This is a genomic window from Maricaulis sp. (assembly GCF_048269565.1).
In the GTDB taxonomy this organism is placed as follows: domain Bacteria; phylum Pseudomonadota; class Alphaproteobacteria; order Caulobacterales; family Maricaulaceae; genus Maricaulis.
In genome coordinates, this window is sequence record NZ_JBLXIK010000002.1 from 168,142 (window position 1) to 190,959 (window position 22,818).

Below are 22,818 nucleotides of genomic sequence, written 5' to 3' on the forward strand. Positions count from 1 at the left end.
CCCGTGAGCCAGACCGAGACCACGTCGAAACAGACCGCCAGCATGCTGGTTGATTTCGGTCCCATCGGGGTCTGGATCGTGGTCTACAATCTCGCCCGCGCCTATGCCGGCGACCAGGCGATCTATATCGGCACCGGCGCCTATATGATCGCCGCCGTCATCGGACTGGCCTACGCGATCCGGGTCGAGAAACGCTTCCCGCCCATGCTGATCTTCACCACGGTAATCGTGCTGGGCATGGGCACGATCGGCATCGTGCTGCAGGATCCGATCTTTCTCTATCTCAAGCCGACCATCATCAATCTCTTCTACTCCTTCCTGATCCTGGTCAGCGTCGCGCTCGGGCATAATGTCTGGAAGGTGTTCTTCGGCAGCGTTTTCAACCTGCCCGAGGAGGCCTGGACCATGCTGGCGGTGCGCTGGGCGATCTGGTTCCAGTTTCTCGCCCTGCTCAACGAGCTCATGTGGCGCCACATCACCGATTCAGTGGTGCCGGAATCGGCGCGCTGGTTCGCCGAAATCGACCTCTCGGAAAGCTTCTGGGCCAATGCCAAACTCGGTGTGATGGTGATCAGCATGGTGTTTGCGGCGCTGCAGATGCCGCTATTGCTGAAATACCAGCAGAACGGCGATGAGGACGAACAGGAAGTTGCATAAGAAATGCGACGTTCCGTGATCGGACAAATGTCATTTTTGCGTTATAAATCCGCCCTAGGATGATCCTGCCGAGCCCGGGAGACCCAGATGGCGAGCGACAAGCACAGCCCGAAAGTTTTCGACCTTGCGGACTCGCCGGGGCATTTGCTGCACCGGGCCCAACAGTTTGCCGCCGAGCGTTTCACCAAGTCGATGGCCGGTGCCAAGTTGACCCAGCGCCAGTTCGCGGTCCTGCACGCAACGTCGGGCAATGAGGGCCTGACCCAGACCGAGCTGGTGAAGACCACAGGCATTGACCGGTCCACCCTGGCCGAACTGGTCTCGCGCATGGTGCGCAATGGTCTCCTCGTGCGCGAGAAGCTCGCCGATGACGCCCGCGCCAATGCCATCCATCTCAGCGAATCCGGCCGCACCCTGCTTGATGCGGCCACGCTTGGCGCCATCGAGGCCGACCGCGCCATTCTCTCCGCCCTGCCCAAGAGCAAGCGCGCCAATTTCCTCGCCACGCTCGGACGCATCGCCCTGACCCTGGAGAAGGGTGAGGAGGCGGTGAAAAAGGCCAAGGTCAAGGACAAGGAAAAGAAGAAGAAGGCGAAGAAACGCGCCAAGGAAAAGGCCAAGCTCAAGGCGAAGAAGGCCGAAAAAGCTGAGAAGAAGGCCCGAAAAAGCGCCGGTGAATCCGCCGCGGCCTGAGGCCTAGTCCTGCCCGGCACCGCGCTCCAACGCGGGATAGATCCGGTTGCGCAACACACTCGCCGTGAGCGGGCCGGACCAGCGCGCCAGAATCTGCCCGCCCGCCCCGACGACCAGGGTTTCCGGCGTGCCCGCGATACCAAGCGCCTGGGCCGAGCGCCCGTCGACATCCAGCATCACGCCGGCATAGGGGTCGCCCAAACGGTCGAGCGAAGCATTGGCGGCCGCCGCCGTGTCACGAAAGGCGATGCCGTAAATCGCGACACCCTCGGCCTGCAGTGCCATCAGGACCGGATGCTCCATCTGGCAATAGGGACACCAGGACCCCCAGACATTGATCAGATAGGGCCCTTCAATCGCGGCCGGGTCGAAGCCCGACCGGCCATCCAGAACCGCCAGTGTCAGGGCGGGCATGGGCTCGGGCGCTGCGGGGCGAGCCTGGTACCAGCGCAGGCCCAACACGGTGAGCAGGGCGAGAATGCCCAGGACAGCGAGAAGGCGGATCGCGCGCGTCATGCCTCGTCAGTCTCCAGCCGCCGCAGCCGTTCCGCCGCCGCACGGCGCTCGGCGAGCGCGAAAATGACCAGCCCGATCAGTGCCGCAGCCGATAATCCCCAGGCCGACCAGACCCAGACGGCATAGCCGCCCATGGCGAGAAATTCGCTCATTTGAAATCCCCGCGCTCTTTCTGCCGCATCAAGGCATCGGCCCGGCGCGCTATGGCGCGGCTGCGCAGACGGTAGAAGACCAGCCAGCCGGCCAATGTCGTATAGCCCAACGCCATCAGCCCCAGCGGCCAGAGCTGGCTCGGATCAATCGTCGGCCCGTCGGCGCGGAAGACCGAGGCCGGCTGGTGCAGGCTCGACCACCACTCAACCGAGAATTTGACGATCACCAGATTGATCACCCCGGCCATCGCCAGGATGGCGCCGGCGCGCGCCGCCTGCTGCGCATCCTCCAGCGCCGAGCGCAGCGCCATATAGCCGAGATAGACCAGGAACAGCACCAGCACCGAGGTCATGCGGGCATCCCATTCCCACCAGGTGCCCCACATCGGCTTGCCCCAGATCGACCCCGTCGTCAGCGCCAGCGCCGTAAACACCGCCCCGATCGGCGCGATCACGGCTGCGGCCGCATCGGCGATGGCATGACGCCAGACAAAATAGACAAAGCTCGCCCCGGCCAGGCCCGCATAGAGCGCCGAAGCCATATAGGCGGCAGGCACATGCACATACATGATCCGCACGGTGTCGCCCTGCTGATAGTCCGGCGGCGAGGCAAAGAAGGACATGTAGATGCCGGCGCCGAGCAGAATCAGCGTCAACACGCCAAACACCGGAATGGCGATGCGGGCAAGCCGGTCGAAACGTTGCGGGTTAGCGAAATAGGACAGCATGGCGCTCACTTACTTTGCGGGACGCTTGGCGGCAACTGCCGGGTGGTCGCAGGGCGGCGGGTCATCCCAACCGCCCCCGCACCGCCGCCGCGATCCCGAAGGGGGCCAGCGCCACCGTCCCAAGGCTGATCGCCAGCGTCAGCAGCAGGTTGGCCAGCGCGCGCTCATCGCCATCAAAGGCCGAGCGGCCCGCCCCGGCGGCGAAGATCAGCACGGGCACCATCATCGGCGTCGCGATCAGGGCGATCAGCAGGCCGCCGCGCTTGATGCCGGCGGCCAGCGCCCCGGCGAAACCGGCGATCAGGGCGAGGGCCGGGATCGCGGCCAGCAGGGCGGCGCCGAGCACCAGGGCGGCGAGTGGCGGCAGGCCATACATCAATCCCCCCAGCACGCCGATCAGTGGCAAAGGCCACAGCGTCGCGCTGGCCTGGCCCATCACCTTGGCCAGGCACAGGGCCGCCAGGCTGGTGGGTGTGAGGAGATAGAGATCGAGCGTACCGTCGGCAAAATCATCGCCGAACAGGCGTTCTGCCGATTGCAGCACGGAGAGCAGGGCGGCAAAGGCGAGAATGCCGGGACCGGCGGCCGCGAGCAGGTCGGCGGCGGGGCCGATGGCGAGTGGGGCAAGGGTGATCGCGGCGAGGAAGAAGGCCGCCGGTCCGGCCGCACCGCCGCCGCCGGCCCAGGCGAGGCGGGCTTCGCGGGCGAAAATGGCTGTCAGGACGCCCATCACAGCCGCCCCATATCGAGGCTGCGGGTATCGGGCCAGTCGAGCGGCTGGTGCGTCGCCGCGATCACCAGGCCGCCGCGAGCCCGGTGCTGGCTCACCAGCGCCGCCAGGCAGGCGCGGCCTTGAGCGTCGAGCGGGCCGGCGGGTTCGTCGAGCAGCCAGAGCGGGCGATTGGCGAGCACGATGCGGGCAAGGCCGCAGCGCCTTTGCTGGCCGCGCGACAGCCGGGCGGCGGGGCGGTCGATCAGATGATCGATCTCGAGGGCCCGCAGGGCCGGCATGATGGCGGTGCGCGGCTGGCCATAGAGATCGGCCCAGAAACGCAGCGCGCTGCGCGGTGTCTCGCCGGGCTTGAGCCCGTCGGCATGGCCGAGCCAGGCGATGCTGTCGGCGGCGGCGATGGCCGGGGGGGCGTCATTGAACATTATGGTGCCGGCATCGGGCGCGATAAACCCGGCCAGGGCGCGCAGCAGGCTGGTCTTGCCGGTGCCATTGCGCCCGCTCAGCAGCAGGGCCTCGCCCGGCGCCAGCGCGAAATCGAGGTCGCGCGCCAGCACGCTGTCGCCGCGCGACAGGCCCAGGGCGCTCACCGCGAGGCGGAGGGACGGGTATGCCGGGGCCGGTTCGACGGGCTGGGAGAGCGGCGCGGAAGTCATGCCAGCATGTCGCCCAAATGCAGGCCATACGTCAACGTACTGCGTGCCGCATTGCAGCAAACGGGGATGAGGGGTAAAACCCGCGCAAACATGTGGCCATATCCAGCTGGCCCACCCTCCCCACCGGGTGTCTGACACCCCACCGACCCTGAGGACGATCGCCCATGGCTTCTCTCGACAGTTTTTCCTGCAAACGCACTCTCACAGCGGCCGGTGAGACCTATAGCTATTACGACCTCAAGGTCGCAGAGCAGAATGGTCTGGCCGGAATTTCCCGCCTGCCGGCTTCGCTCAAGGTATTGCTGGAAAACCTGCTGCGTTTTGAAGACAACAAGACCGTCACCAAGGCCGATATCCAGGCGATGGCCGACTGGCTGACGACGCGCAAATCCACCCACGAGATTGCCTATCGTCCGGCCCGCGTCGTGATGCAGGATTTCACCGGCGTTCCCGCCGTCGTCGATCTCGCCGCGATGCGCGATGCCGCCACCAAGCTCGGCGCCGACCCGCAGCGAATCAATCCGCAGGTTCCCGTCGATCTGGTTATCGATCACTCGGTGATGGTGGATAATTTCGGCCACGCCGACAGTTTCGAGAAAAATGTCGAGCGCGAATATGAGCGCAATGGCGAACGCTATAAATTCCTCAAATGGGGCGCGTCCGCCTTCGCCAATTTCCGCGTTGTGCCGCCAGGCACCGGCATCATCCACCAGGTCAATCTGGAAAACCTGGCCCAGTGCGTCTGGACCAAGGATGAAGACGGCGAAACCATCGCCTATCCCGACACCTGCGTCGGCACTGACAGCCACACCACGATGATCAACGGCCTCGCCGTGCTCGGCTGGGGTGTCGGCGGGATCGAGGCCGAAGCGGCCATGCTCGGCCAGCCGGTCTCGATGCTGATCCCGGAAGTGATCGGCTTCGAACTGACCGGCAAGCTGCCGGAAGGCGCAACCGCGACCGATCTGGTGCTGGTGATCGTGCAGATGCTGCGCCAGCGCGGCGTCGTCGGCAAATTCGTCGAATTCTACGGCAAGGGTCTCGACCACCTCTCGCTGGAAGACGAGGCCACCATCGCAAACATGGCACCGGAATACGGCGCCACCTGCGGCTTCTTCCCGGTCGACAAGGAAACCCTCGCCTATATGACGGCGACCGGCCGCGACGATAAACGCATCGCGCTGGTGGAAGCCTATTCCAAGGCGCAAGGCATGTATCGCCCCGAATACGAAGCCGATCCGGTCTTCACCGACACGCTTCATCTCGACATGGCAACAGTCGTGCCGGCGATCTCCGGTCCGAAACGGCCACAGGATCGTGTCATCCTCACCGAGGCCAAGACCGCCTTCACCGAAGCGATGGGCAAGGAATTCAACAAGGCCAATGAAATGGCCAAATCGGCCCCGGTCGAGGGCGAGGATTACCGCATCACCAATGGCGATGTCGTGATCGCCGCCATCACCTCCTGCACCAACACCTCCAACCCGTCCGTTATGCTCGGCGCCGGCCTGCTGGCCCGCAATGCCGTCAAGCGTGGCCTCAAGGTGAAGCCCTGGGTCAAGACCTCGCTGGCACCGGGTTCGCAAGTCGTCACCGACTACATGCTGCGCGCCGGCCTGCAGGACGATCTCGATGCGCTCGGCTTCAACCTGGTCGGCTATGGCTGCACCACCTGTATCGGCAATTCCGGCCCGCTGCCGGGTCCGATCTCCAAGGCGATCAATGAAAACGATCTCGTCGCGACCTCGGTCCTGTCGGGCAATCGCAATTTCGAAGGCCGGATCAGCCCCGATGTGCGCGCCAATTATCTCGCCTCGCCGCCACTGGTCGTTGCCTATGCCATCGCCGGTTCGATGCAGATCGACATCACCACGGAGCCACTTGGCCAGGATGCCGAAGGCAATGACGTCTATCTGAAAGACATCTGGCCGAGCTCGGCGGAGATTGCCGAGACCGTGCGCACCTGCGTCACGCCGGACATGTTCGCGACCCGCTATGCGCATGTCTTCCAGGGCGACAAGGCCTGGCAGGGCATCGCGGTTCCCGAGGGCATCAATTACGCCTGGGATCACACCTCGACCTATGTCCAGAACCCGCCCTATTTCGAAGGCATGACGATGGAACCGGATGCACCGGGCGATGTCGTCAATGCGCGGATCATGGGTCTGTTCGGCGATTCCATCACCACCGACCACATCTCGCCGGCCGGTTCGATCAAGGCCAACAGCCCGGCCGGCCGCTATCTGCAGGAACGCCAGGTTCCGGTGCTGGAATTCAACTCCTACGGCTCGCGCCGCGGCAATCACGAAGTGATGATGCGCGGCACGTTCGCCAATATCCGCATCAAGAACAAGATGCTGGACGGCGTTGAAGGCGGCTATACCAAGAAGGACGGCCAGCAGGTCGACATCTTCGACGCCTGTATGGATTACCAGGCTGCCGGCATCCCGCTCGTCGTGTTCGGCGGCAAGGAATATGGCACCGGTTCCTCGCGTGACTGGGCCGCCAAGGGCACCCGCCTGCTCGGCGTCAAGGCCGTGATCGCCGAGAGCTTCGAGCGTATTCACCGCTCCAACCTGATCGGGATGGGCGTCCTGCCGCTGCAATTCGAGGACGGTGCGTCCTGGGAAGCGCTCGGCATGACCGGTGATGAGAGCGTCAACATCCTCGGCGTCGCCGATATCGAGCCGCGCGCCCTGATGACGGTCGAGATCACCTTCCCGGACGGCACGGTGAAGACCGCTTCGGTCCGTGCCCGGATCGATACCGAGAACGAGCTGGAATATTATCGCGATGGCGGCATCCTGCACTATGTGCTGCGCAATCTCGCCCGCTCGTAAGTCCGCATAACCACCTCCGCCCGCGTCACAGCCAAGTGATTGGCCGATGCGGGCGGGCGTGATTATGTAGATCGCATGCGCTTTCTTGCTTCCCTCCTGACGGCCTGCCTGCTGGTTTCACCCGCCCTGGGGCAGGGCGAAGCCGCAACCGCACCGGCCGAATCCCGCCCGGTCCTGGTCGAGCTCTTCACCAGCCAGGGCTGCGGGTTATGCCCGGAAGCCAATCGCTATCTCGGCGAGCTTGACCAGCGTGACAATGTCTTCGTCCTCGCCTTCGGGGTCAGCTATTGGGACATGTATGGCTGGACCGACACCTATGCCCGGCCCGAATACGTCCAGCGCCAGCGCACCTATCTGCCACGCCTCGGCGTCAACCGCCTCTACACGCCGCATTTCGTCGTCGATGGCGTCACCGACGCGCCGGGCTGGAACCAGGACAAGGTCTCCGATGCCGTCGATGACCGCCTCGCGGCAATGCCCGACAGCCCCTCCATCCGGCTGGATGACGGCCCGTTCGGCTCCTTCATCGTCCGCCTTGATGGCGCCGCGCCGGAAGACAGCCTCGATGTCTGGCTGATCGCCTATGCGCCGGGCTGGGCCAGTGTCGAGATCGGTGCCGGCGAGAATGAAGGCGTCGAGATGCTGCACTACAACATGGTGAAAAGCCTCACCTATCTCGGCCGCTGGTCAGGCGGCGAGGCGGACTATATGGGCGAGGCCTATCGCCGCTATGGCACGGTCGCCATCGTCCAGGGCGCCAATGGCGGCCCGATCTACGGCTATGCCCGGGCCGAACCCACGCCTGGCGGCGGACGCTAGCGCGGTGCGCGCTTGGCCAGGATGCGCTGCAGGGTGCGGCGGTGCATGTTGAGACGGCGGGCGGTTTCCGAGACATTGTGATCGCACAATTCGAACACGCGCTGGATATGCTCCCAGCGCACGCGGTCGGCCGACATCGGATTGTCCGGCGGCTCGGGCTTGTCATCGGGTCTGGCCAGCAGCGCCTTGATGACGTCATCGGCATCGGCCGGCTTCGACAGGTAATCGACCGCACCGGCCTTCACGGCGGCAACGGCGGTGGCGATATTGCCGTAGCCGGTCAGCATCACGACGCGGCAATCGGCGCGCGAGGCGTGCAGCACCTTGACCACTTCCAGCCCGTCACCATCCTGCAAGCGCAGATCCAGCACCGCAAAGGCCGGCGGGTTCTGGCGCGCGACCTCTTCGGCCTCATCGACCGTGCCGACTGCCGAGACGACAAAGCCGCGGCTGGTCATGGCGCGCCCGAGACGGGTGCGAAACGGAGCGTCATCGTCAAGGATGAGCAGGGTCCGGTCTTCCGGCAATTGGTATTCCATATCGTCCACGTGTCGATCCTCGCGATTCAACATCCATCGGTCCATTACTAGCGGAGGATAGCCGCCGCCTCTACCCGGTTGCGCGGCCAGACGATGCGCACCTCGGCGCCGCCCTGGGGCGAGACATTGTCGAACGCGACCCGGCCTCCGGTCTTCTCGATCATCGTCTTGGCGATAAACACGCCCAGGCCCAGCCCGCCCTGGCCGGGCGTGCCTGAACGGGTGGTGATATAGGGCTCGCCGATCTTGGCGAGAATCTCGGTCGTAAAGCCCGGCCCGTCATCGCTGATCGTGATCCGCAGGCTCTCGGCGTCCCAGCCGCCAACGACCGTCACACGCGTCGCTGCAAAATCGACCGCGTTCTCGACGAAATTGCCGATGGCATAGAGCATTTCCGGCATGCGCTGCAGCATCGGGGCCGGGCCGGCAATGCCGCTGTCGCGGACAGAAACATCAAGCATCGGACCAAGCCCGCGCAGTGGCGCGCTCGCCTCTTCCAGCGCCGCGAGCAGTTCAACCCGGTCATGACGCTCGTCGGACACGCCCTGTTCCTGGCTCAGCCGCTTGAGGATATCACGGCAGCGCCGCGCCTGTGTCACCATCAGTTCGGCGTCCTCGCGCAGCAGCTCGTTATCCTGCACCTCGCGCAGCATTTCCTTGGCCGTCAGCTGGATGGTGGCCAGCGGTGTGCCGAGCTCGTGCGCGGCGGCGGCGGCGAGCGCCCCAAGCGCTGACAGGCGCTGTTCGCGCGACAGCACGCTTTGCGTCGCCGCCAGCGCCGTCGCCATGCGCCGCCCCTCCTGGCTGACACGCCAGGAATAGACAGCGGTGAAGGCCACCGCGACAAAGATCGCGCACCACAGGCCGAGCACATACATGCCGGGCAGATCGATCGCCTCGCCGTCGATCCAGGGCAGCGGCAGGCTCCACATCCACATCACCCCGGTGCCCGCCATCGCGATCAGGGCGACGCCGAGGGCCCAGCGTTGCGGCAGGGCCGCAACCGCGATGGTCACGGGCGCCGACAACATGACGACGAAAGGGTTCTGCAGGCCGCCGGTGAGAAGCAGCAGGACGCACAGCTGGATGACGTCATAGCTCAGCTGCGCGAAGGCCTCCCAGTCCTTGGCAAATTGCTGCGCCGGCACAGAAAGGGTCAGCCAGGTATTGATCCAGGCACTGGCCATGATGACGCCGAAGCAGACGCCGATCGGCAGTTCGAACCCGACGACGTAGTGGACCAGAAGCACGGTCATGGTCTGGCCCGCGACCGCCAGCCAGCGCAGCATCACCAGTGTGCGCAGGCGCAGACGGCCGAAAACCGGCGTCAGATGCGCGTCGCTGCCATAGGGGTCCCAATCGGCATCGGTCATTGGCTGGCTCCGGCAATGCAGCGAAGTCGATGGACAGGCGGAACAAGCCGTCCTAGCTTCGCATTTGCAGCAAATTTCATCCGACGCGGCATAACATGGTTTGTCCGCCTTCGGATAGTTGGTGGTACGCACATGCAACGCGCCTGGATCTGGTTGATAATTGCCCTGCCGATGATTGTCGTCATCGGATTTTTCACGCTGATGCTGTCCGACCCCGGTCAGCGCGAGGAACGCCGCGCACCAACCCGCACCAGTGGCGAGGCCCTGATCGGTGGCCCCTTCACCCTGGTCAACCAGGATGGCGAGACCGTCACCGACGCCGATTTCCGCGGCCGGGCGATGCTGATCTATTTCGGCTATACCTATTGCCCGGACGTCTGCCCCTTCTCGCTCCAGATCATGGCCGCAGCGCTTGACCAGCTCGAGCCGGAACTGCGCGACCGGATCCAGCCCATCCTGATCACGGTCGATCCCGGACGCGATACCGTCGAGCAACTGGCGCAATATGTCGCCTCGCCGGCCTTTCCGGACGGGCTGGTCGGGCTGACCGGCACGCCGGAGCAGGTCGCCGCCGCCGCGTCCGCCTATCGCGTCGCCTACCGGCGCAGCGAGGGCGAGGCGGAAGACGATTATCTGATGGATCACAGCTCCATCGTCTATCTGATGGATTCAGAAGGCCGTTTCGTTGACGTCTTCACACATGGCGCCGATCCGCAAACCATGGCGGAGCGGCTGCAAGAATTCCTTGAGGAAGAAGGTTCATCCTCATGAGCATTGCCGATTTCGGTGGTGCCGGTCCCGGGAGGACTCATGCTTTATAGTGTTTACGAGTTGAACCGTCTGGCGATGACGCCGTGGCGTGCCGCCGCCAACGCCACCCGCCGCATGATACAGGCGCCCTGGAATCCCATCGGCGACACCTATGCCGGGCGCACCATGGCCGCAGCCGCCGACCTGTTCGAGTCGATGACGCGGCGTTATGTCAAACCGGAATGGAATCTGGATCCGGTCGAGATCAGGGGTCACAAGGTGCCGGTCACCGAAACCGTCATCTGGAGCCAGCCCTGGTGCAATCTGCTGCACTTCGACCGCGACACCGATGCCCTCAAGGCTGCCGGCGTCAGCAAGGCCCAGCCGAAAGTCCTGTTCGTGGCGCCGATGTCGGGCCATTACGCCACCCTGCTGCGCGGCACCGTCGAGGCCTTCCTGCCCGATCACGACGTCTACATCACCGACTGGAAGGATGCGCGCAGCGTCCCGGTCACCGATGGCCGCTTCGATCTTGATGATTTCACCACCTATGTCCGCGCCATGCTGACCGAGCTGGGCGGTGATACCCATGTCGTCGCCGTCTGCCAGCCCGGACCGCCGACCCTGGCAGCGGTGTCGCTGATGGCCGAGGACAATGACCCGGCGCGTCCGCTGAGCATGACCTTCATGGGGTCGCCGATCGATACCCGCCTGTCACCCACCGTGCCCAACAAGCTGGCGCAGGATCACCCCTATGAATGGTTTGCCGACAATCTCATCCACACGGTGACCATCCCCAATGAGGGCGCGATGCGCCGGGTCTATCCCGGCTTCCTGCAACTGGCCGGCTTCGTGAACATGAATCTCGACCGCCATGTCGACGCCCACAAGGAATATTTCGCCAATATGGTGAAAGGCGATGGCGACGAGGCCGACCGGCACCGCACCTTCTATGACGAGTATCTCGCCGTGATGGATCTCAGTGAGGAATTCTACCTCCAGACCATCCGCGACGTGTTCCAGCAGCACAAGCTCGCGACCGGCACCCAGGAAGTCAAAGGCCGCCTCGTCAAACCGGTCAGCATCACTGACATCGCCCTGCTCACCGTTGAGGGCGAGAATGACGATATTTCAGGCATCGGCCAGACCCAGGCGGCGCACACCCTGTGCTCACAGCTGCCTGACAGCCTCAAGGAAGACTGGGTCCAGCCCGAAGTCGGCCATTACGGCGTCTTCAATGGCCGCCGCTTCCGCGAACAGATCGCGCCGATGATGAAGCGTTTCATGGCCGAAAAGGGCGCTGCGGCGCGCGACGCACGCTAGGGCAACGGCCCCGGCATCGCTATCGCATTGATGAATCAGGCATGCGCCGGACAGGCCGGCCGGTCAGCGTAACGACTGACGGCCGGCCTGTTCCGCCCGCATCAGTCCCCGGCCGGGGGCTCGGCGGTAATTCTCAGCCCCAGCGCGGCGAAATCGAACATCTTGCTCTCGACCTGGGCCATCAGCTCAGCAACGGTCAGCAATTCCGGCGGCGCCATTTCGATCACCAGTGTGCCGCCCTGGTTGACGAAACTGGTCAGCGCGGTCGCAGCTTCGGTCACCAGTGCCTGTGGCAATTCCGGCGGCGCGGCCATCATGCCGGCCGCAATCATCAATCCCGACTGGGCCCGCAATTCTTCCGGGGTCATGCCCTGGGCAGCCGCCCCGGCCTTGATCGCGCGATCAAGCAGCGACAAATCCTGCAGCCGCAGGGCGATCCGGTTGATCGACAGAGGGCCGAGCGCTTCAAGCACGAGCGCAGCGCTTTGGTCGGGGTCCTCCGTCTGCGCCAGCCGATCGGACATTGCACGGATATTGGCGAGGTATTGATGATAGCCGCCGAAATCCTGCACCATATCCAGACGCAGCCCGTCACGCAGCTGGATGTAATTCTCCCCGGTGGTATAGGCGCGACCGGCCTCGGGGTCATAGACGGTATTGCTCTCCAGGCTCATTTCCAGCTCGTCATAGCCGAGCAGGCCGATCGCCGAGGCCAGCTGGGCCCCCGCCTCTGCCGCAGAGTCGGGCACCAGCCGCAGCGACCCCATATGGACATGGCTCCAGATGCCGTCACGGCGCCTGTCCATTGTCATGACGATCTCATCCAGGGTGGACGAGATGCCTGGCGCCTCCAGGTCGAAACCACGAATCTGGGCCCGATCGAACATATCCATCTGGTCTTCAGGGTCTGCCGCGTAATAGGCGGCCGACAATTCGGCCTCGTCCGCACCGGCTGCGAGGGCCTCCATCAGCCCGGAATAGCTGGATGTCTTCAAACCATCGACCGAGATCTCGGCCAGGCTGGCCGTCACCGGTTCGCCCTCGGACTGCCCCTGGACAGCGAGACCCAGGAACTCGAAACGCCCCAGGGTATCGGTGGTGTAGTCGCGGAAGGCGAGCCGGTCGAGGCGCAGCTCGAACGCGGCGTCCGTCTCGCTGCCGGTCACCGTGAGATCATCCATGGCCAGCAGGCCAAAGCGGTAGAGATCCCAGCGCGAACCGGTCTCCTCCACCTCATCTCCGCGCAGCATGCGGCCCAGATCGGCGGACATTTCCGGATTGGGGCGCTCCAGCCGCATTTGCCGGATGAGGAAACTGCTCTGCGCATCGCTCTCCGAGAGACCCTCAAGCTCGAAACCGTGCAGCAACAGGTTTCCATTGGCGTCCAGCCGAGGTGAATCGAGGCGCATGCGGTCGGCGTGAATTTCCCGCGGTTCCGGATCCTGGACCCCGGTGTCATCTGCGGCCGCGCCCTTGTCGGTGTCCGTCGCTTCGGGATCAGGCGTGTAGTGGAAGGTCACATTGGTGAAGGTATAGATCCCGGCGCGGAAGTCGGAGCGCTCGAAGCTGATCCGGTTCTCGTCGGACCGGTGAAGACCGATCGCCTCCATAGCCTGGTCGGCAGCGCTGCGGTCAAGCCGTGACATGTGTTGTGCCTGCGCGGTCCCCGCGGGTGCCAGACCGGTCAGTAGGGCGGCCATCGCCGCGCCCATGAAAGCGTGTTTCATCCCGATACCTTCGCTCAAGAGTGGTGCTGGACCCTGTTTATCAGCCCGGGATTGGCCTGTCGCGGGCCAGTTGGCCGGTCATGTACGGGATTATCGCCCGGTCAGTCCCGGCCAAGACCGGCAAGGAAAGCCGCGATCGGGTCTTCCTCGGGGGCAGGCGCCTGCGCGACAGCCGAGGTCTCCACACCGGCCGGTTCGGCCAGCTGCAGCGGCACGCTTGATGGATGCGCGTCGAGCCCGGTCCGCGGGGCCGCGCCCATGAACGCACTGAAGATCCGCGCCGGCGGTCCGCCGCCCGTCGCGCGCTGCGTGCGGGAATTATCATCATTGCCGGTCCAGACCACCGCGACGAGATCGCCGGCGAAACCGGCAAACCAGGCATCGCGGAAATCATTCGTCGTTCCGGTCTTGCCGCCGACACTCAGCCCGGCGACAGCGGCCCGGCGGCCGGTACCCGAACGAACGACGGTATGGAGAAGATCGCTCATCTGCCCCAGCGTGCGGGCGTCGACGACGATATCGCCGTCGGCCGGCCGCGCCGCATACAAGACCTCGCCATCACGGGTCTCGATCGAGGCGATGCCATAGGCCGCCGCACGATAGCCACCATTGGCAAACGGGGCATAGGCCGAGGCCATTTCCAGCGGCGTCACCTCATGAACACCCAGCGCCAGCGAACGATCGACGCGAAGCGGACTTTCAATGCCAAAGCGCCGCGCCAACCGTGCGACATGGCCGCGCCCGGTCTCCTCGGCCACACGCACGGCGACCGAATTGGACGAGCGCGAGAAGGCCTCGCGCAGGGTCATCGGGCCGCGATAATCATCATTATAATTCTGCGGCGACCAGTCACCGAGCCGGATCGGGGCATCGTCGCGGACATCTTCGGGCGTCAGGCCGGCCTCGAAGGCGGAGGCATAGACAAAGGCCTTGAAGGCCGAACCGGGCTGGCGCCGGGCCAGAACGGCGCGATTGAACTGGGAGGTGGCGTAATTGCGGCCGCCGACCATGGCCCGCACGGAGCCATCATGGGCCAGCGCCACCAGCGCCGCCTCGCCGGCGCCCATCGCCAGTTCGGTGTCATCCATGATCGATGACACTGCCCGCTCGGCGGCGCGCTGGGCGTTCACATCCAGGGTCGTGCGCACAATCAGGTCGCCGTGATCGGTACCGACCAGGGCGCGGACATCCTGGGCGACCCAGTCGATGAAATATTGCGCACCCGGACTGGAAGCGCCGCGCGAGACCCGGATCGGGGTCTCGGCCGCCTCGATCCGCTCCTGCTCGCTGATCCGGCCGGTCTGGGCCATCAGGTCAAGCACCACGGTCGCCCGCGCTGCAGCGCGCTGCGCGTCATTGACCGGGCTGTAGCGCGACGGTGCCTTGAGCAGGCCGGCCAGCAGCGCCGCCTCGCCGAGATTGAGCTCGCTGGCGGTCTTGCCGAAATAGCGCGTCGCGGCGGCCTCGATCCCCCAGGCCCCGCCGCCGAAATAGACGCGGTTGAGATAGAGCTCGAGGATCTCGTCCTTGGTGAACTGGCTCTCGAGCCAGAAGGCGAGCATCACCTCCTGCACCTTGCGCCGCACCGTGCGCTCGGAGGTCAAAAACAGGTTCTTCGCCAGCTGCTGCGTCAAGGTCGAACCGCCCTGCACCACACGGCCCGCACGGATATTGGCCAGCAGGGCGCGGCTCGTGCCGATCAGGTCGATCCCGAAATGGCTGTAGAAGCGCCGGTCCTCGACGGCCAGTACGGCGTCGGTGACATAGTCGGGCAAATCCTCGATCACCGCGAGGCGGCCATGCGCGGAACCACGGCGGGCGATCAGGCGGCCCTCATGGTCGTAAAACGCCAGGCTGGGTGCCCGCTCGACCTCGATCAGGCCGGAGGTGTCGGGCAGATCGCGCGCGATCGAGACCAGCCAGCCGGCCATACCCAGCCCGACCAGCAAGGCCAGGCTGACCAGCATCCGCCACACACCGCCGCCGCCTCGCGGCCGGCGCCGGGATGACCGGCGCGCCGGACCGGGAGCGGAGCGGTTGGGGCGTGTTGCCTCGAGCGGGGTGGCAGGCCTGCGGGCCATCGACTGTCCTTGCTAGATATCCAGGGCTTCATCTGCGGGAATCGGAGTTAATTCCCGATGAAGAACAGCGCTTGCAGGCTTGCCCCGAAAGCCCCGGCGCGGCACCATGTCGGCCGAAGGGGATTTGTTATGTCCAGCAAGCGTTCCGTAGCAATTTTGGCCGCACTCGTCGGCTCACTCTGCCTGTCCGGCTGTATCGGCCTGTATGAAGGCGCCGACTCGGTCTGCCCCCAGGGCAATCCGAATGCCGATAACTGGCCCTATTGCGGCCCGGCCCAACCGGGCGGCTCACAGCCGCGCATGCTCGGCGAAAAGCACACCGGCGCGTAATCAGCCGCCGGCCGCATCTGCCTCACGCTCGCCGGCGGCGGCGCCCTGACGCGCGAAACGTATCAGCAGGGTGCCGGGCGCATCGGGCAGTTTCGAACTGTTGCCGAGCAGGGAAATACTGCCATTCGGCCGCCGTGCGAGCACGAAATCGGCATCCTCGCCGGCATCCTCGAGGCATTGCTCCAGCGAATATTCCTCGGTCAGCCGGGTCGCCTTGAAGCGCCAGCCGCTCCACCAGTCCCGCGCCAGCCCGTCATAGCCACGGCCGCGACGGATCAGGGTGCGGCCGCGGGCGGTAAAGGCGATCGCGCTCGGGTCATCATCGACCCGCGCCGATTCAGCCGGCCCGTCAAAACCGGAGAGCTGGAAGACATGGCTGCGGCCCAGTTCCGGCGCATATTCAATACAGACCAGTGCGTTATAGGCATCATTCGGGGTCACCGCGACCAGGCTCGCGAAACGCGAGGGCTCCAGCCGCCAGTCGGCGGTCTCGGACAGAACCTCGCCATAATAGACTTCATGCCCGGCCAGGCGCGCGGCGCGCAGGCGGCGCCAGCTGGTATCGGCGATGGTGACAGGCACTTCGGCTTTTTTCAGCGCGTCCGCCAGACCCAGGCTCCAGGGATTGGCGCCAACGATGAGCAGGCGTTCCGGGCCGCTCTCCGACAGCCCCAGCCCGCGCGCCAGCGGTGCCACGGCAAAGCCGCAGCCGAAGACGCTGGCAAAGACGGCCAGAAACACCAGCGGCGCCAGAACGGCCGCATCCTCACGGCCCGACTGCAGCAGGCTGACGGATAAATGCCCCGCCGTCGCCGCGGCGACGACACCGCGCGGCCCGATCAGGCCAATGAAGGTGGCTTCGGCCAGCGACAGGCCCGATCCGAGTGTCGCCAGGAAGACCGCGACCGGGCGCACCACCAGGATGATCGCGGCGACGGCAGCGAAATGCTGCCAGCCCAGCGAGCCCAGCGCAGCCGGTGTCAGAGACGCCGCGAGAACGACAAACACGCTGGCGACGAGGATGGAGGCGATGCCTTCCTTGAAGCGGCGCATTTCCTCGATCGAGGCGAGGCGCGAATTGGCAACAACCAGCCCGAAAACGGTGACGGCGACCAGTCCGGTCTCTGCGGCAAGGGCATCGGCGATCGCGTAGCAGACCAGCACGGCCGCGAGCACGAGTGGCGCCTTCATCGGTTCGGGCACCCAGCCACGCCGGAAAGCGTGCGACATCACGATGCCAGAGACGAAGCCCAGCACCGCACCAATCGCGATCCCGAAACCCAGGGCCAGTGCGGCCGAGCCAACGCTATGGCCGAGCTGGGTCTGATGGATCGCCTCGAACACGAACACGGCCGCCAGCGCCCCGATCGGGTCGTTGACAATGCCTTCCCATTTCAACACCGAAGCGATGCGTGGCGGCAATTTGGCCTGGCGCAGCAGCGGCAGGACCACGGTCGGTCCGGTGATGGTGAGCAGGGCACCGATCATCGCCGACAGGTCCCAGGCGAGACCGCCAATGAAGTGGAGCGCCAGCGTCGCCAGGGCCCAGCCGAGCGGGAAGGCCAGGATGACCATGCGCCGGACGGCCGTTGTCGTATCGCGCAATTCGCGGAAATTGAGGGTGATGCCGCCCTCGAACAGGATGATCGCCACCGCCAGCGCAATCATCGGCCGCAGATAATCGCCGAAGCTTTCATCGGGCGTCAGCAGCGGATGCCCCAGCGTCAGCGCCGCGATCGGGCCGAGCAACAGGCCGGCGCCCATCATCAGCACGATCGAGGGGACGCGCAGGCGCCAGGCCAGCCATTGGGCCGCGACACCTGAACCGGTGATGATCGCGATGGTCAGGGGAAGGTCAGAAGCAGCATCTATCATGGGGCCTCTGATAACGCGTTTCGGACATCTCGTCGCCTGTCAGGCGCGCTGAAACGCAGGGAGGTGGAAATGGAAGCTCTGCCCTATGAAGCCCAGATGGCGCTCGTTTCGTTTTGTGCCGCCACTTTGATCGGCGGTCCCGTGGCGCTGATCGGCGCCGGCCGTGTCGCCAGCCTGGCGCGCCTGACCATCGGTTTCGCCATGCGGCGACAGCTGACAACCATGCTCGGGCTCTCCGCCCTGGGCGGGCTCGGCGCGCTTGGTGCCGGCCTGGTGCCCGATTCCGGGGCGATCTCGCTGGCCTGGCTGACGGGCCTGTTTCACTAGGCCTCGGGAATGGCATCGCCATTGGCGCTGTGCAGGAATTCGAACCCGATCGAGCGGCCGCCATACTCGCCATTCTCGTAGAGATCCGCCTGCTGCACGAACCAGGCTGACAGATGTTCGAACAGGATGTCGAACAGGCGCTGCAGCGCCGCGGGATCTGCCGGCAGGGCAAGCGAGAATGTGGTGCCGTTCTGGATGGTGATTTCCATTTCCGGCCCCATCTTGGCGCAGGTCAGGACCAGGCGCAGCCAGTCCCCGGTGCGCGAGACCCGCACGGCGAGACCGAAACTGATCGGGTCGAGCGGCAGAAATCCGGTGCCCGAGACCGAGAAGGCACCGCTCTGGTAGGGCTGGGGCGACCAGGCACCCTCCGGCGGAACCAGATAGACGCAGACCTTGGAACCACCTGACAGATAACGGCAAAATCCGGCCTGGACGGCTTCCGCTACATTGCGGACCTGGGCGTAATTATCAAGGCTGGCCCGGCCATATCGCTCGGCTGCATCGGCCAGGGTGTCAAAGTGTGTCGACTCGCTCATTTCGCTCTCCCGCATTCGCTGCGGGCAGGCTAGTGTGTTGCGACCACAAACGGGAGGGGCGAATGCGGTATTCCATCTGGGCACTGGCAGTAGCGGCGGGGCTGAGTGCCTGCGCGGCGCCGGTCGCGACCGATCCCTATGTCTGGCAGACGCTGAACGGCGCACCGCCGCTGGTGATCGCGCACCGCGGCGCCAATGGCGAACTGCCCGAGCACACGATCGAGGCCTATACGCTGGCGATCGAACAGGGAGCCGACATCATCGAGCCCGATCTGGTGCTGACCTCGGACGGCGTCTTCGTGGTGCGCCATGACCGCTGGCTCTCCGACAGCACCGATATCGCCGATCATCCCGAATTTGCCGACCGCCGCCGCGTTGAGGCTGGCCGCGATGACTGGTGGGTAGATGATTTCACCTTCGAGGAAATCCGCACCCTGCGCGCACGCCAGGTCCGCGAGGGCCGGCCGACGGAATTTGACGGGCTCTACATGATCCCGACCTTCGAGGAAGTGCTCGATCTGGCCGCCGTCCATGGCGTGCCGACCGAGCCGGAAGTCAAATCACCCGCCGCCTTCATCGAGGCCGGGCTCGATCCGCTGCCCGAACTGGTCCGCATCCTGCGCCAGCGCGGGCTCGACACCGCCGACGCCCCGATCGCGATCCAGTGTTTCGAGCCGGACTTCCTGGCGCGGCTGAATGAGGTGATCGATGCGCCGCTGCTGATGCTGGTCTTCCAGATGCAGGAGCTTGAGCCCGATCTCGACCCGCTGATACCGACCGTGGCGCTGGATGATATGGTCGCCTTCGCCGATGGCGTCGGCCCCTACAAGGCCCTGCTGGTCGATACCAATGGCGAGGACACCGGCTTCATCGCCCGCGCCCATGCGCTGGGGCTGAGCGTTCACCCCTGGACCTTCCGCGACGATCAGCCGGTTGGTGACGGCGCCGATATCGAAACCGAATTGCGCCGCATCTATGCGCTCGGCGCTGATGCCGTGTTCACCGACTTCCCGGCGACGGCGGTGCGGGTGCGCGATGCGATGATCGCCGAGGGCGCGTCCAGCAACTGAGGCCTGGATCACTGAGCACCGGACATGAAAATGGCGCGGGAGCCAGGCTCCCGCGCCACAGAATCTAGCGATCCTTTTTTCAGACCTTAGTCAGCGAACTGGAGGTTCACTGCCTTAGGGCCTTTGCCGCGGCGATCCGGCTCGGTGTCGAAAGCGACTTTTTGACCGTCGCTGAGACCCGGCAGACCCGACGCTTGCACAGCAGAGATGTGCACGAAGACGTCATTGCCGCCCTCATCAGGAGTAATAAAACCAAAGCCTTTGCTTTGATTGAAGAATTTGACCGTACCTGTGGCCATGATGGGGAACCTTCCCTGTATGCATGCTCCGCGTCCGGGCACAATCCATATTGTACACACCAGCGTCCCGGTGTGGGTGTTACGGACGTGAAGTCGGGGAAGGCTGAAGTCGAATGGTCCGATGAACGAGGCACCGGATAGGCGATCAGTATTCCGTCCGGCCTATGTGGCCGCCCGTTAGAAAGGTGTTATGCGCACGCTTTCGCGAAGAAATCAAATGAATCCGGTGTGGTCATTTCAAGGCGGCTTGTCATAATCAATTTCCTCCATTGCCCTGTCAGGCCTTGATGTCTGAATCGGGCACTGCAATGGACACGGATTCCGGAGCCTCGCCATGACACGCCGCCGTTTCCTCGATCGCACCCATCGAAACCGCACCCGCCGGGACGAGTCCGGCCGCGGCTTCAACCCGGCGAGCATGATCCGGCTGGCCGGTTTCGGCGCCGCCATCATCATTGCAGCCGGCGTCTATATCGGCTTCACCCGCCAGGGCGAGACGATTTATGACGGCCGCTGGGGTGTGCTGCAGCGGCTGATCACGCCGCTCTTCTTCGGCGTCAATGCGCTGGAATTGCTGGTTCTGGTGATTGTCGGCCTCGTCGGCTGGCGCATCTGGCGCAAGATGCAATAAGCCATGCGGTCGGACAGGCCATCAAATCCCTGATTCAGCCCTAGCCACACATGGGTCGCGGGTCTATGTCGATCAGGATCGGCATGGATCAATCGGGCACGACAAGAGGACGAAACCATGGGTGTACGCGTAGCGGTATTTGGTGCGACGGGCGCGGTGGGCAAGGAAATGCTCACCATTCTGGAAGAACGGCTGTTTCCGGCCGATGCCATTCATGTCCTCGCCAGCCGCAAATCCATGGGCAAGGAAGTCTCCTATGGCGACCGCACCCTGAAATGCGTCGATGTCGACACCTTCGATTTCTCCACCGTCGACCTCGTCCTGATGTCGGCCGGCGGCGATGTTTCGAAGGAATGGACACCAAAGATCACCAGGGCCGGCGCCATTGTCGTCGACAACTCCTCGGCCTGGCGGATGGATCCGGACGTGCCGCTGGTGGTGCCGGAAGTGAATCCCGAAGCGCTCGACGGCGTGATGAAGAAGCGCATCGTCGCCAATCCGAACTGTTCCACCATCCAGCTGATGGTCGCCCTCAAGCCGCTGCATGACCGTGCCAAGATCCTGAAGGTCAATTGCGCCACCTATCAGTCCGTCTCCGGCGCCGGCCAAGCGGGCATGGATGAGCTGTGGACCCAGACCAAGGGCATTTTCGTCAATGATCATGCCGATCCGGTCGCCTTCACCAAGCAGATCGCCTTCAATGTCATCCCGCATATCGACGTCTTCATGGAGGATGGTTCCACCAAGGAAGAGTGGAAAATGGTGATGGAGACCAAGAAGATCCTCGACCCGAAGATCAAGCTGTTCGCGACCTGTGCTCGTGTGCCGGTCTTCGTCGGCCATTCCATCGCCGCCCATATCGAGCTGGAAAACCCGCTCAGCGCCAAGGAAGCCAAGGCGCTGCTGCGCGAAAGCCCCGGCCTGATGGTGATCGACAAGCATGAGGACGGCGGCTACATGACGCCGGTCGAGAGCGTCGGTGAATTCGCCACTTTCGTCAGCCGCATCCGCGAGGACCCGACCGTCGAGAACGGTCTCGCCCTGTGGATCGTCGCCGACAATCTGCGCAAGGGCGCCGCCCTCAATGCCGTGCAGATCGCCGAAGGCCTGAATAATCGCGGATTGCTGAAGCACAGCTAGGGGCGGTGCCGACCTGCCCGTTTCTGCATCGCTGCCAATCGCAAGAAACGGCTCGCCATCGGCGGCGCAGCTGCCTATCTGCGTGATCTGATCCCGCAGGAAGGCCGCCGCCATGACCGAGCCCACACCGACTGAAATGCGCCGCGCCCTGTTTGCCGGCCTTACCGGTTATCTGATCTGGGGCGTTTCGCCGCTATATTTCCAGCTCGTCGGCTTTGCCGATGCGCTGGAAATCGTCGCGCACCGCGTGGTGTGGTCGCTGCCGATGCTGTTCGCGGCGCTGTGGTTTGCCGGCAAGCTGCGCGCGACCTTCAAGGCGATGTCGGATCCGCGCGTGGTGATGATCCTGCTGGGCACGTCGGTGCTGATCTCGATCAACTGGCTGGTCTTCGTGCACGCGGTCAATCATGGCCAGGTTCTGCAGGCCTCGTTGGGCTATTACATCAATCCGTTGATGAGCGTCGCGGTCGGTGTGGTGGTGCTGCGCGAGCCGCTCGGGCCGTGGCGGATCACCGCGATCGTGCTGGCCACGCTCGGCGTGCTCAACCAGATCATCGCCGTCGGCGAAGTGCCCTGGATCTCGCTGACCCTGGCGCTCTCCTTCACCGGCTATGGCTATCTGCGCAAGATCGTCACCGTCGACGGGCGCATCGGCCTGTTCTGGGAAACGGCCTTCATCACGCCCTTTGCGCTCGGCGCGATCATCTGGATGCAGTCGCAGGGGACGGGCCATTTCCTGCAGGGTCCCGCCGAGGCGGGCCTGCTGATCCTGGCCGGGCTGATCACCATCGTGCCGCTGCTGCTCTACATTATCGGCGCCCGCGGCCTGCGGCTCTCGACCATGGGCCTGTTGCAATTCACCGCGCCGAGCCTGCAATTCGCCATCGGCGTGATGCGCGGCGAACCTTTCACGGCGGCGCACCTGATCACCTTCGGCTTTATCTGGGCCGGGGTTGCGACCTTCGCCTGGAGCCAGTTGCGGCGCGGGCGGGCGGCGGTAGCGACAAGCGACTAGGGCTTCGC

Annotated in this window: 24 protein-coding genes; 12 read left to right on the forward strand and 12 right to left on the reverse strand. The window is 64.6% G+C overall.

The window, feature by feature from the left end; genetic code table 11:
• Positions 1-3 precede the first annotated feature (3 nt).
• Together ACN0YL_RS04255 and ACN0YL_RS04260 are read left to right on the forward strand one after the other, a co-directional pair.
• Positions 4-657, forward strand: a complete 654-nt coding sequence (locus ACN0YL_RS04255) for an inner membrane-spanning protein YciB (protein WP_417497151.1) — start codon at positions 4-6, stop codon at positions 655-657.
• Positions 658-744: 87 nt separating this feature from the next.
• The gene (locus ACN0YL_RS04260) at positions 745-1,350 is read left to right on the forward strand and encodes a MarR family winged helix-turn-helix transcriptional regulator (RefSeq protein WP_417469459.1); all 606 of its coding nucleotides are present in this window, start codon (positions 745-747) and stop codon (positions 1,348-1,350) included.
• A 3-nt stretch (positions 1,351-1,353) separates the two neighbouring features.
• Here the strand turns inward: ACN0YL_RS04260 and ACN0YL_RS04265 are convergent, their stop codons facing one another.
• From ACN0YL_RS04265 to ccmA, 5 genes are all read right to left on the reverse strand, one after another.
• Positions 1,354-1,866: a redoxin family protein gene (locus ACN0YL_RS04265; protein ID WP_417497152.1), complete on the reverse strand. Its 513-nt coding sequence runs from the start codon at positions 1,864-1,866 to the stop codon at positions 1,354-1,356.
• On the reverse strand, positions 1,863-2,018 hold the full coding sequence (gene ccmD / locus ACN0YL_RS04270) for a heme exporter protein CcmD (RefSeq protein WP_417492064.1): 156 nt from the start codon (positions 2,016-2,018) through the stop codon (positions 1,863-1,865). The genes ACN0YL_RS04265 and ccmD overlap by 4 nt, the downstream gene beginning before the upstream one ends.
• On the reverse strand, positions 2,015-2,746 hold the full coding sequence (locus ACN0YL_RS04275; RefSeq protein ID WP_417497153.1) for a heme ABC transporter permease: 732 nt from the start codon (positions 2,744-2,746) through the stop codon (positions 2,015-2,017). The genes ccmD and ACN0YL_RS04275 overlap by 4 nt, the downstream gene beginning before the upstream one ends.
• 61 nt (positions 2,747-2,807) lie before the next feature.
• Entirely contained in the window at positions 2,808-3,476 is a 669-nt protein-coding gene (locus tag ACN0YL_RS04280) for a heme exporter protein CcmB (protein WP_417497154.1), read from the reverse strand.
• Positions 3,476-4,132, reverse strand: coding sequence for a heme ABC exporter ATP-binding protein CcmA (gene ccmA / locus ACN0YL_RS04285; RefSeq protein ID WP_417492068.1), 657 nt, complete (start codon positions 4,130-4,132; stop codon positions 3,476-3,478). Before ccmA ends, ACN0YL_RS04280 begins: the two co-directional genes overlap by 1 nt.
• Positions 4,133-4,296: 164 nt before the next feature.
• On the opposite strand from ccmA, the gene acnA reads away from it, so the two are divergent.
• Together acnA and ACN0YL_RS04295 are read left to right on the forward strand one after the other, a co-directional pair.
• The gene (gene acnA, locus ACN0YL_RS04290) at positions 4,297-6,972 is read left to right on the forward strand and encodes an aconitate hydratase AcnA (RefSeq protein ID WP_417492069.1); all 2,676 of its coding nucleotides are present in this window, start codon (positions 4,297-4,299) and stop codon (positions 6,970-6,972) included.
• A 75-nt stretch (positions 6,973-7,047) separates the two neighbouring features.
• Positions 7,048-7,791: a DUF1223 domain-containing protein gene (locus ACN0YL_RS04295; protein ID WP_417497155.1), complete on the forward strand. Its 744-nt coding sequence runs from the start codon at positions 7,048-7,050 to the stop codon at positions 7,789-7,791.
• Here ACN0YL_RS04295 and ACN0YL_RS04300 read toward each other — a convergent pair.
• Together ACN0YL_RS04300 and ACN0YL_RS04305 are read right to left on the reverse strand one after the other, a co-directional pair.
• The gene (locus ACN0YL_RS04300) at positions 7,788-8,330 is read right to left on the reverse strand and encodes an ActR/PrrA/RegA family redox response regulator transcription factor (RefSeq protein ID WP_417492142.1); all 543 of its coding nucleotides are present in this window, start codon (positions 8,328-8,330) and stop codon (positions 7,788-7,790) included. The genes ACN0YL_RS04295 and ACN0YL_RS04300 overlap by 4 nt on opposite strands.
• 47 nt (positions 8,331-8,377) lie before the next feature.
• Positions 8,378-9,703 (reverse strand): ActS/PrrB/RegB family redox-sensitive histidine kinase, encoded by a 1,326-nt coding sequence (locus ACN0YL_RS04305; RefSeq protein WP_417497156.1) that lies wholly within the window; start codon positions 9,701-9,703, stop codon positions 8,378-8,380.
• A 132-nt stretch (positions 9,704-9,835) separates the two neighbouring features.
• Here ACN0YL_RS04305 and ACN0YL_RS04310 point away from each other — a divergent pair, with 132 nt between their 5' ends.
• On the forward strand, positions 9,836-10,474 hold the full coding sequence (locus ACN0YL_RS04310; protein WP_417492072.1) for an SCO family protein: 639 nt from the start codon (positions 9,836-9,838) through the stop codon (positions 10,472-10,474).
• 39 nt (positions 10,475-10,513) lie between these two features.
• The gene (locus ACN0YL_RS04315) at positions 10,514-11,776 is read left to right on the forward strand and encodes a polyhydroxyalkanoate depolymerase (RefSeq protein ID WP_417497157.1); all 1,263 of its coding nucleotides are present in this window, start codon (positions 10,514-10,516) and stop codon (positions 11,774-11,776) included.
• Between the two features lie 101 nt (positions 11,777-11,877).
• Here ACN0YL_RS04315 and ACN0YL_RS04320 read toward each other — a convergent pair whose 3' ends face one another.
• Positions 11,878-13,503 carry a hypothetical protein gene (locus ACN0YL_RS04320; RefSeq protein WP_417497158.1) on the reverse strand — a complete coding sequence of 542 codons (1,626 nt, stop codon included), beginning with the start codon at positions 13,501-13,503 and terminating at the stop codon, positions 11,878-11,880.
• 101 nt (positions 13,504-13,604) lie between these two features.
• On the reverse strand, positions 13,605-15,470 hold the full coding sequence (locus tag ACN0YL_RS04325; RefSeq protein ID WP_417497454.1) for a transglycosylase domain-containing protein: 1,866 nt from the start codon (positions 15,468-15,470) through the stop codon (positions 13,605-13,607).
• Positions 15,471-15,713: 243 nt separating this feature from the next.
• Between ACN0YL_RS04325 and ACN0YL_RS04330 the strand changes: the two genes are divergently transcribed.
• Positions 15,714-15,914, forward strand: a complete 201-nt coding sequence (locus ACN0YL_RS04330) for a hypothetical protein (RefSeq protein WP_417492075.1) — start codon at positions 15,714-15,716, stop codon at positions 15,912-15,914.
• Here the strand turns inward: ACN0YL_RS04330 and ACN0YL_RS04335 are convergent, their stop codons facing one another.
• On the reverse strand, positions 15,915-17,789 hold the full coding sequence (locus ACN0YL_RS04335; protein ID WP_417497159.1) for a cation:proton antiporter: 1,875 nt from the start codon (positions 17,787-17,789) through the stop codon (positions 15,915-15,917).
• A gap of 69 nt (positions 17,790-17,858) precedes the next feature.
• Here ACN0YL_RS04335 and ACN0YL_RS04340 point away from each other — a divergent pair, with 69 nt between their 5' ends.
• Entirely contained in the window at positions 17,859-18,116 is a 258-nt protein-coding gene (locus tag ACN0YL_RS04340) for a hypothetical protein (protein WP_417497160.1), read from the forward strand.
• Here ACN0YL_RS04340 and ACN0YL_RS04345 read toward each other — a convergent pair.
• Positions 18,113-18,655, reverse strand: a complete 543-nt coding sequence (locus tag ACN0YL_RS04345) for a hypothetical protein (RefSeq protein WP_417497161.1) — start codon at positions 18,653-18,655, stop codon at positions 18,113-18,115. The two genes, ACN0YL_RS04340 and ACN0YL_RS04345, sit on opposite strands and share 4 nt — an antisense overlap.
• Before the next feature lie 62 nt (positions 18,656-18,717).
• Between ACN0YL_RS04345 and ACN0YL_RS04350 the strand changes: the two genes are divergently transcribed.
• Positions 18,718-19,725 (forward strand): glycerophosphodiester phosphodiesterase family protein, encoded by a 1,008-nt coding sequence (locus ACN0YL_RS04350; protein WP_417492079.1) that lies wholly within the window; start codon positions 18,718-18,720, stop codon positions 19,723-19,725.
• 86 nt (positions 19,726-19,811) lie between these two features.
• Here the strand turns inward: ACN0YL_RS04350 and ACN0YL_RS04355 are convergent, their stop codons facing one another.
• Positions 19,812-20,027 (reverse strand): cold-shock protein, encoded by a 216-nt coding sequence (locus ACN0YL_RS04355; protein ID WP_091765808.1) that lies wholly within the window; start codon positions 20,025-20,027, stop codon positions 19,812-19,814.
• A 331-nt stretch (positions 20,028-20,358) separates the two neighbouring features.
• On the opposite strand from ACN0YL_RS04355, the gene ACN0YL_RS04360 reads away from it, so the two are divergent.
• From ACN0YL_RS04360 to rarD, 3 genes are all read left to right on the forward strand, one after another.
• Complete coding sequence (locus ACN0YL_RS04360) at positions 20,359-20,655, forward strand: hypothetical protein (RefSeq protein ID WP_417492080.1); 297 nt, start codon at positions 20,359-20,361, stop codon at positions 20,653-20,655.
• Between the two features lie 117 nt (positions 20,656-20,772).
• On the forward strand, positions 20,773-21,795 hold the full coding sequence (locus tag ACN0YL_RS04365; protein WP_417497162.1) for an aspartate-semialdehyde dehydrogenase: 1,023 nt from the start codon (positions 20,773-20,775) through the stop codon (positions 21,793-21,795).
• Positions 21,796-21,907: 112 nt separating this feature from the next.
• The gene (gene rarD / locus ACN0YL_RS04370) at positions 21,908-22,810 is read left to right on the forward strand and encodes an EamA family transporter RarD (protein WP_417497163.1); all 903 of its coding nucleotides are present in this window, start codon (positions 21,908-21,910) and stop codon (positions 22,808-22,810) included.
• Positions 22,811-22,818: the final 8 nt, after the last annotated feature.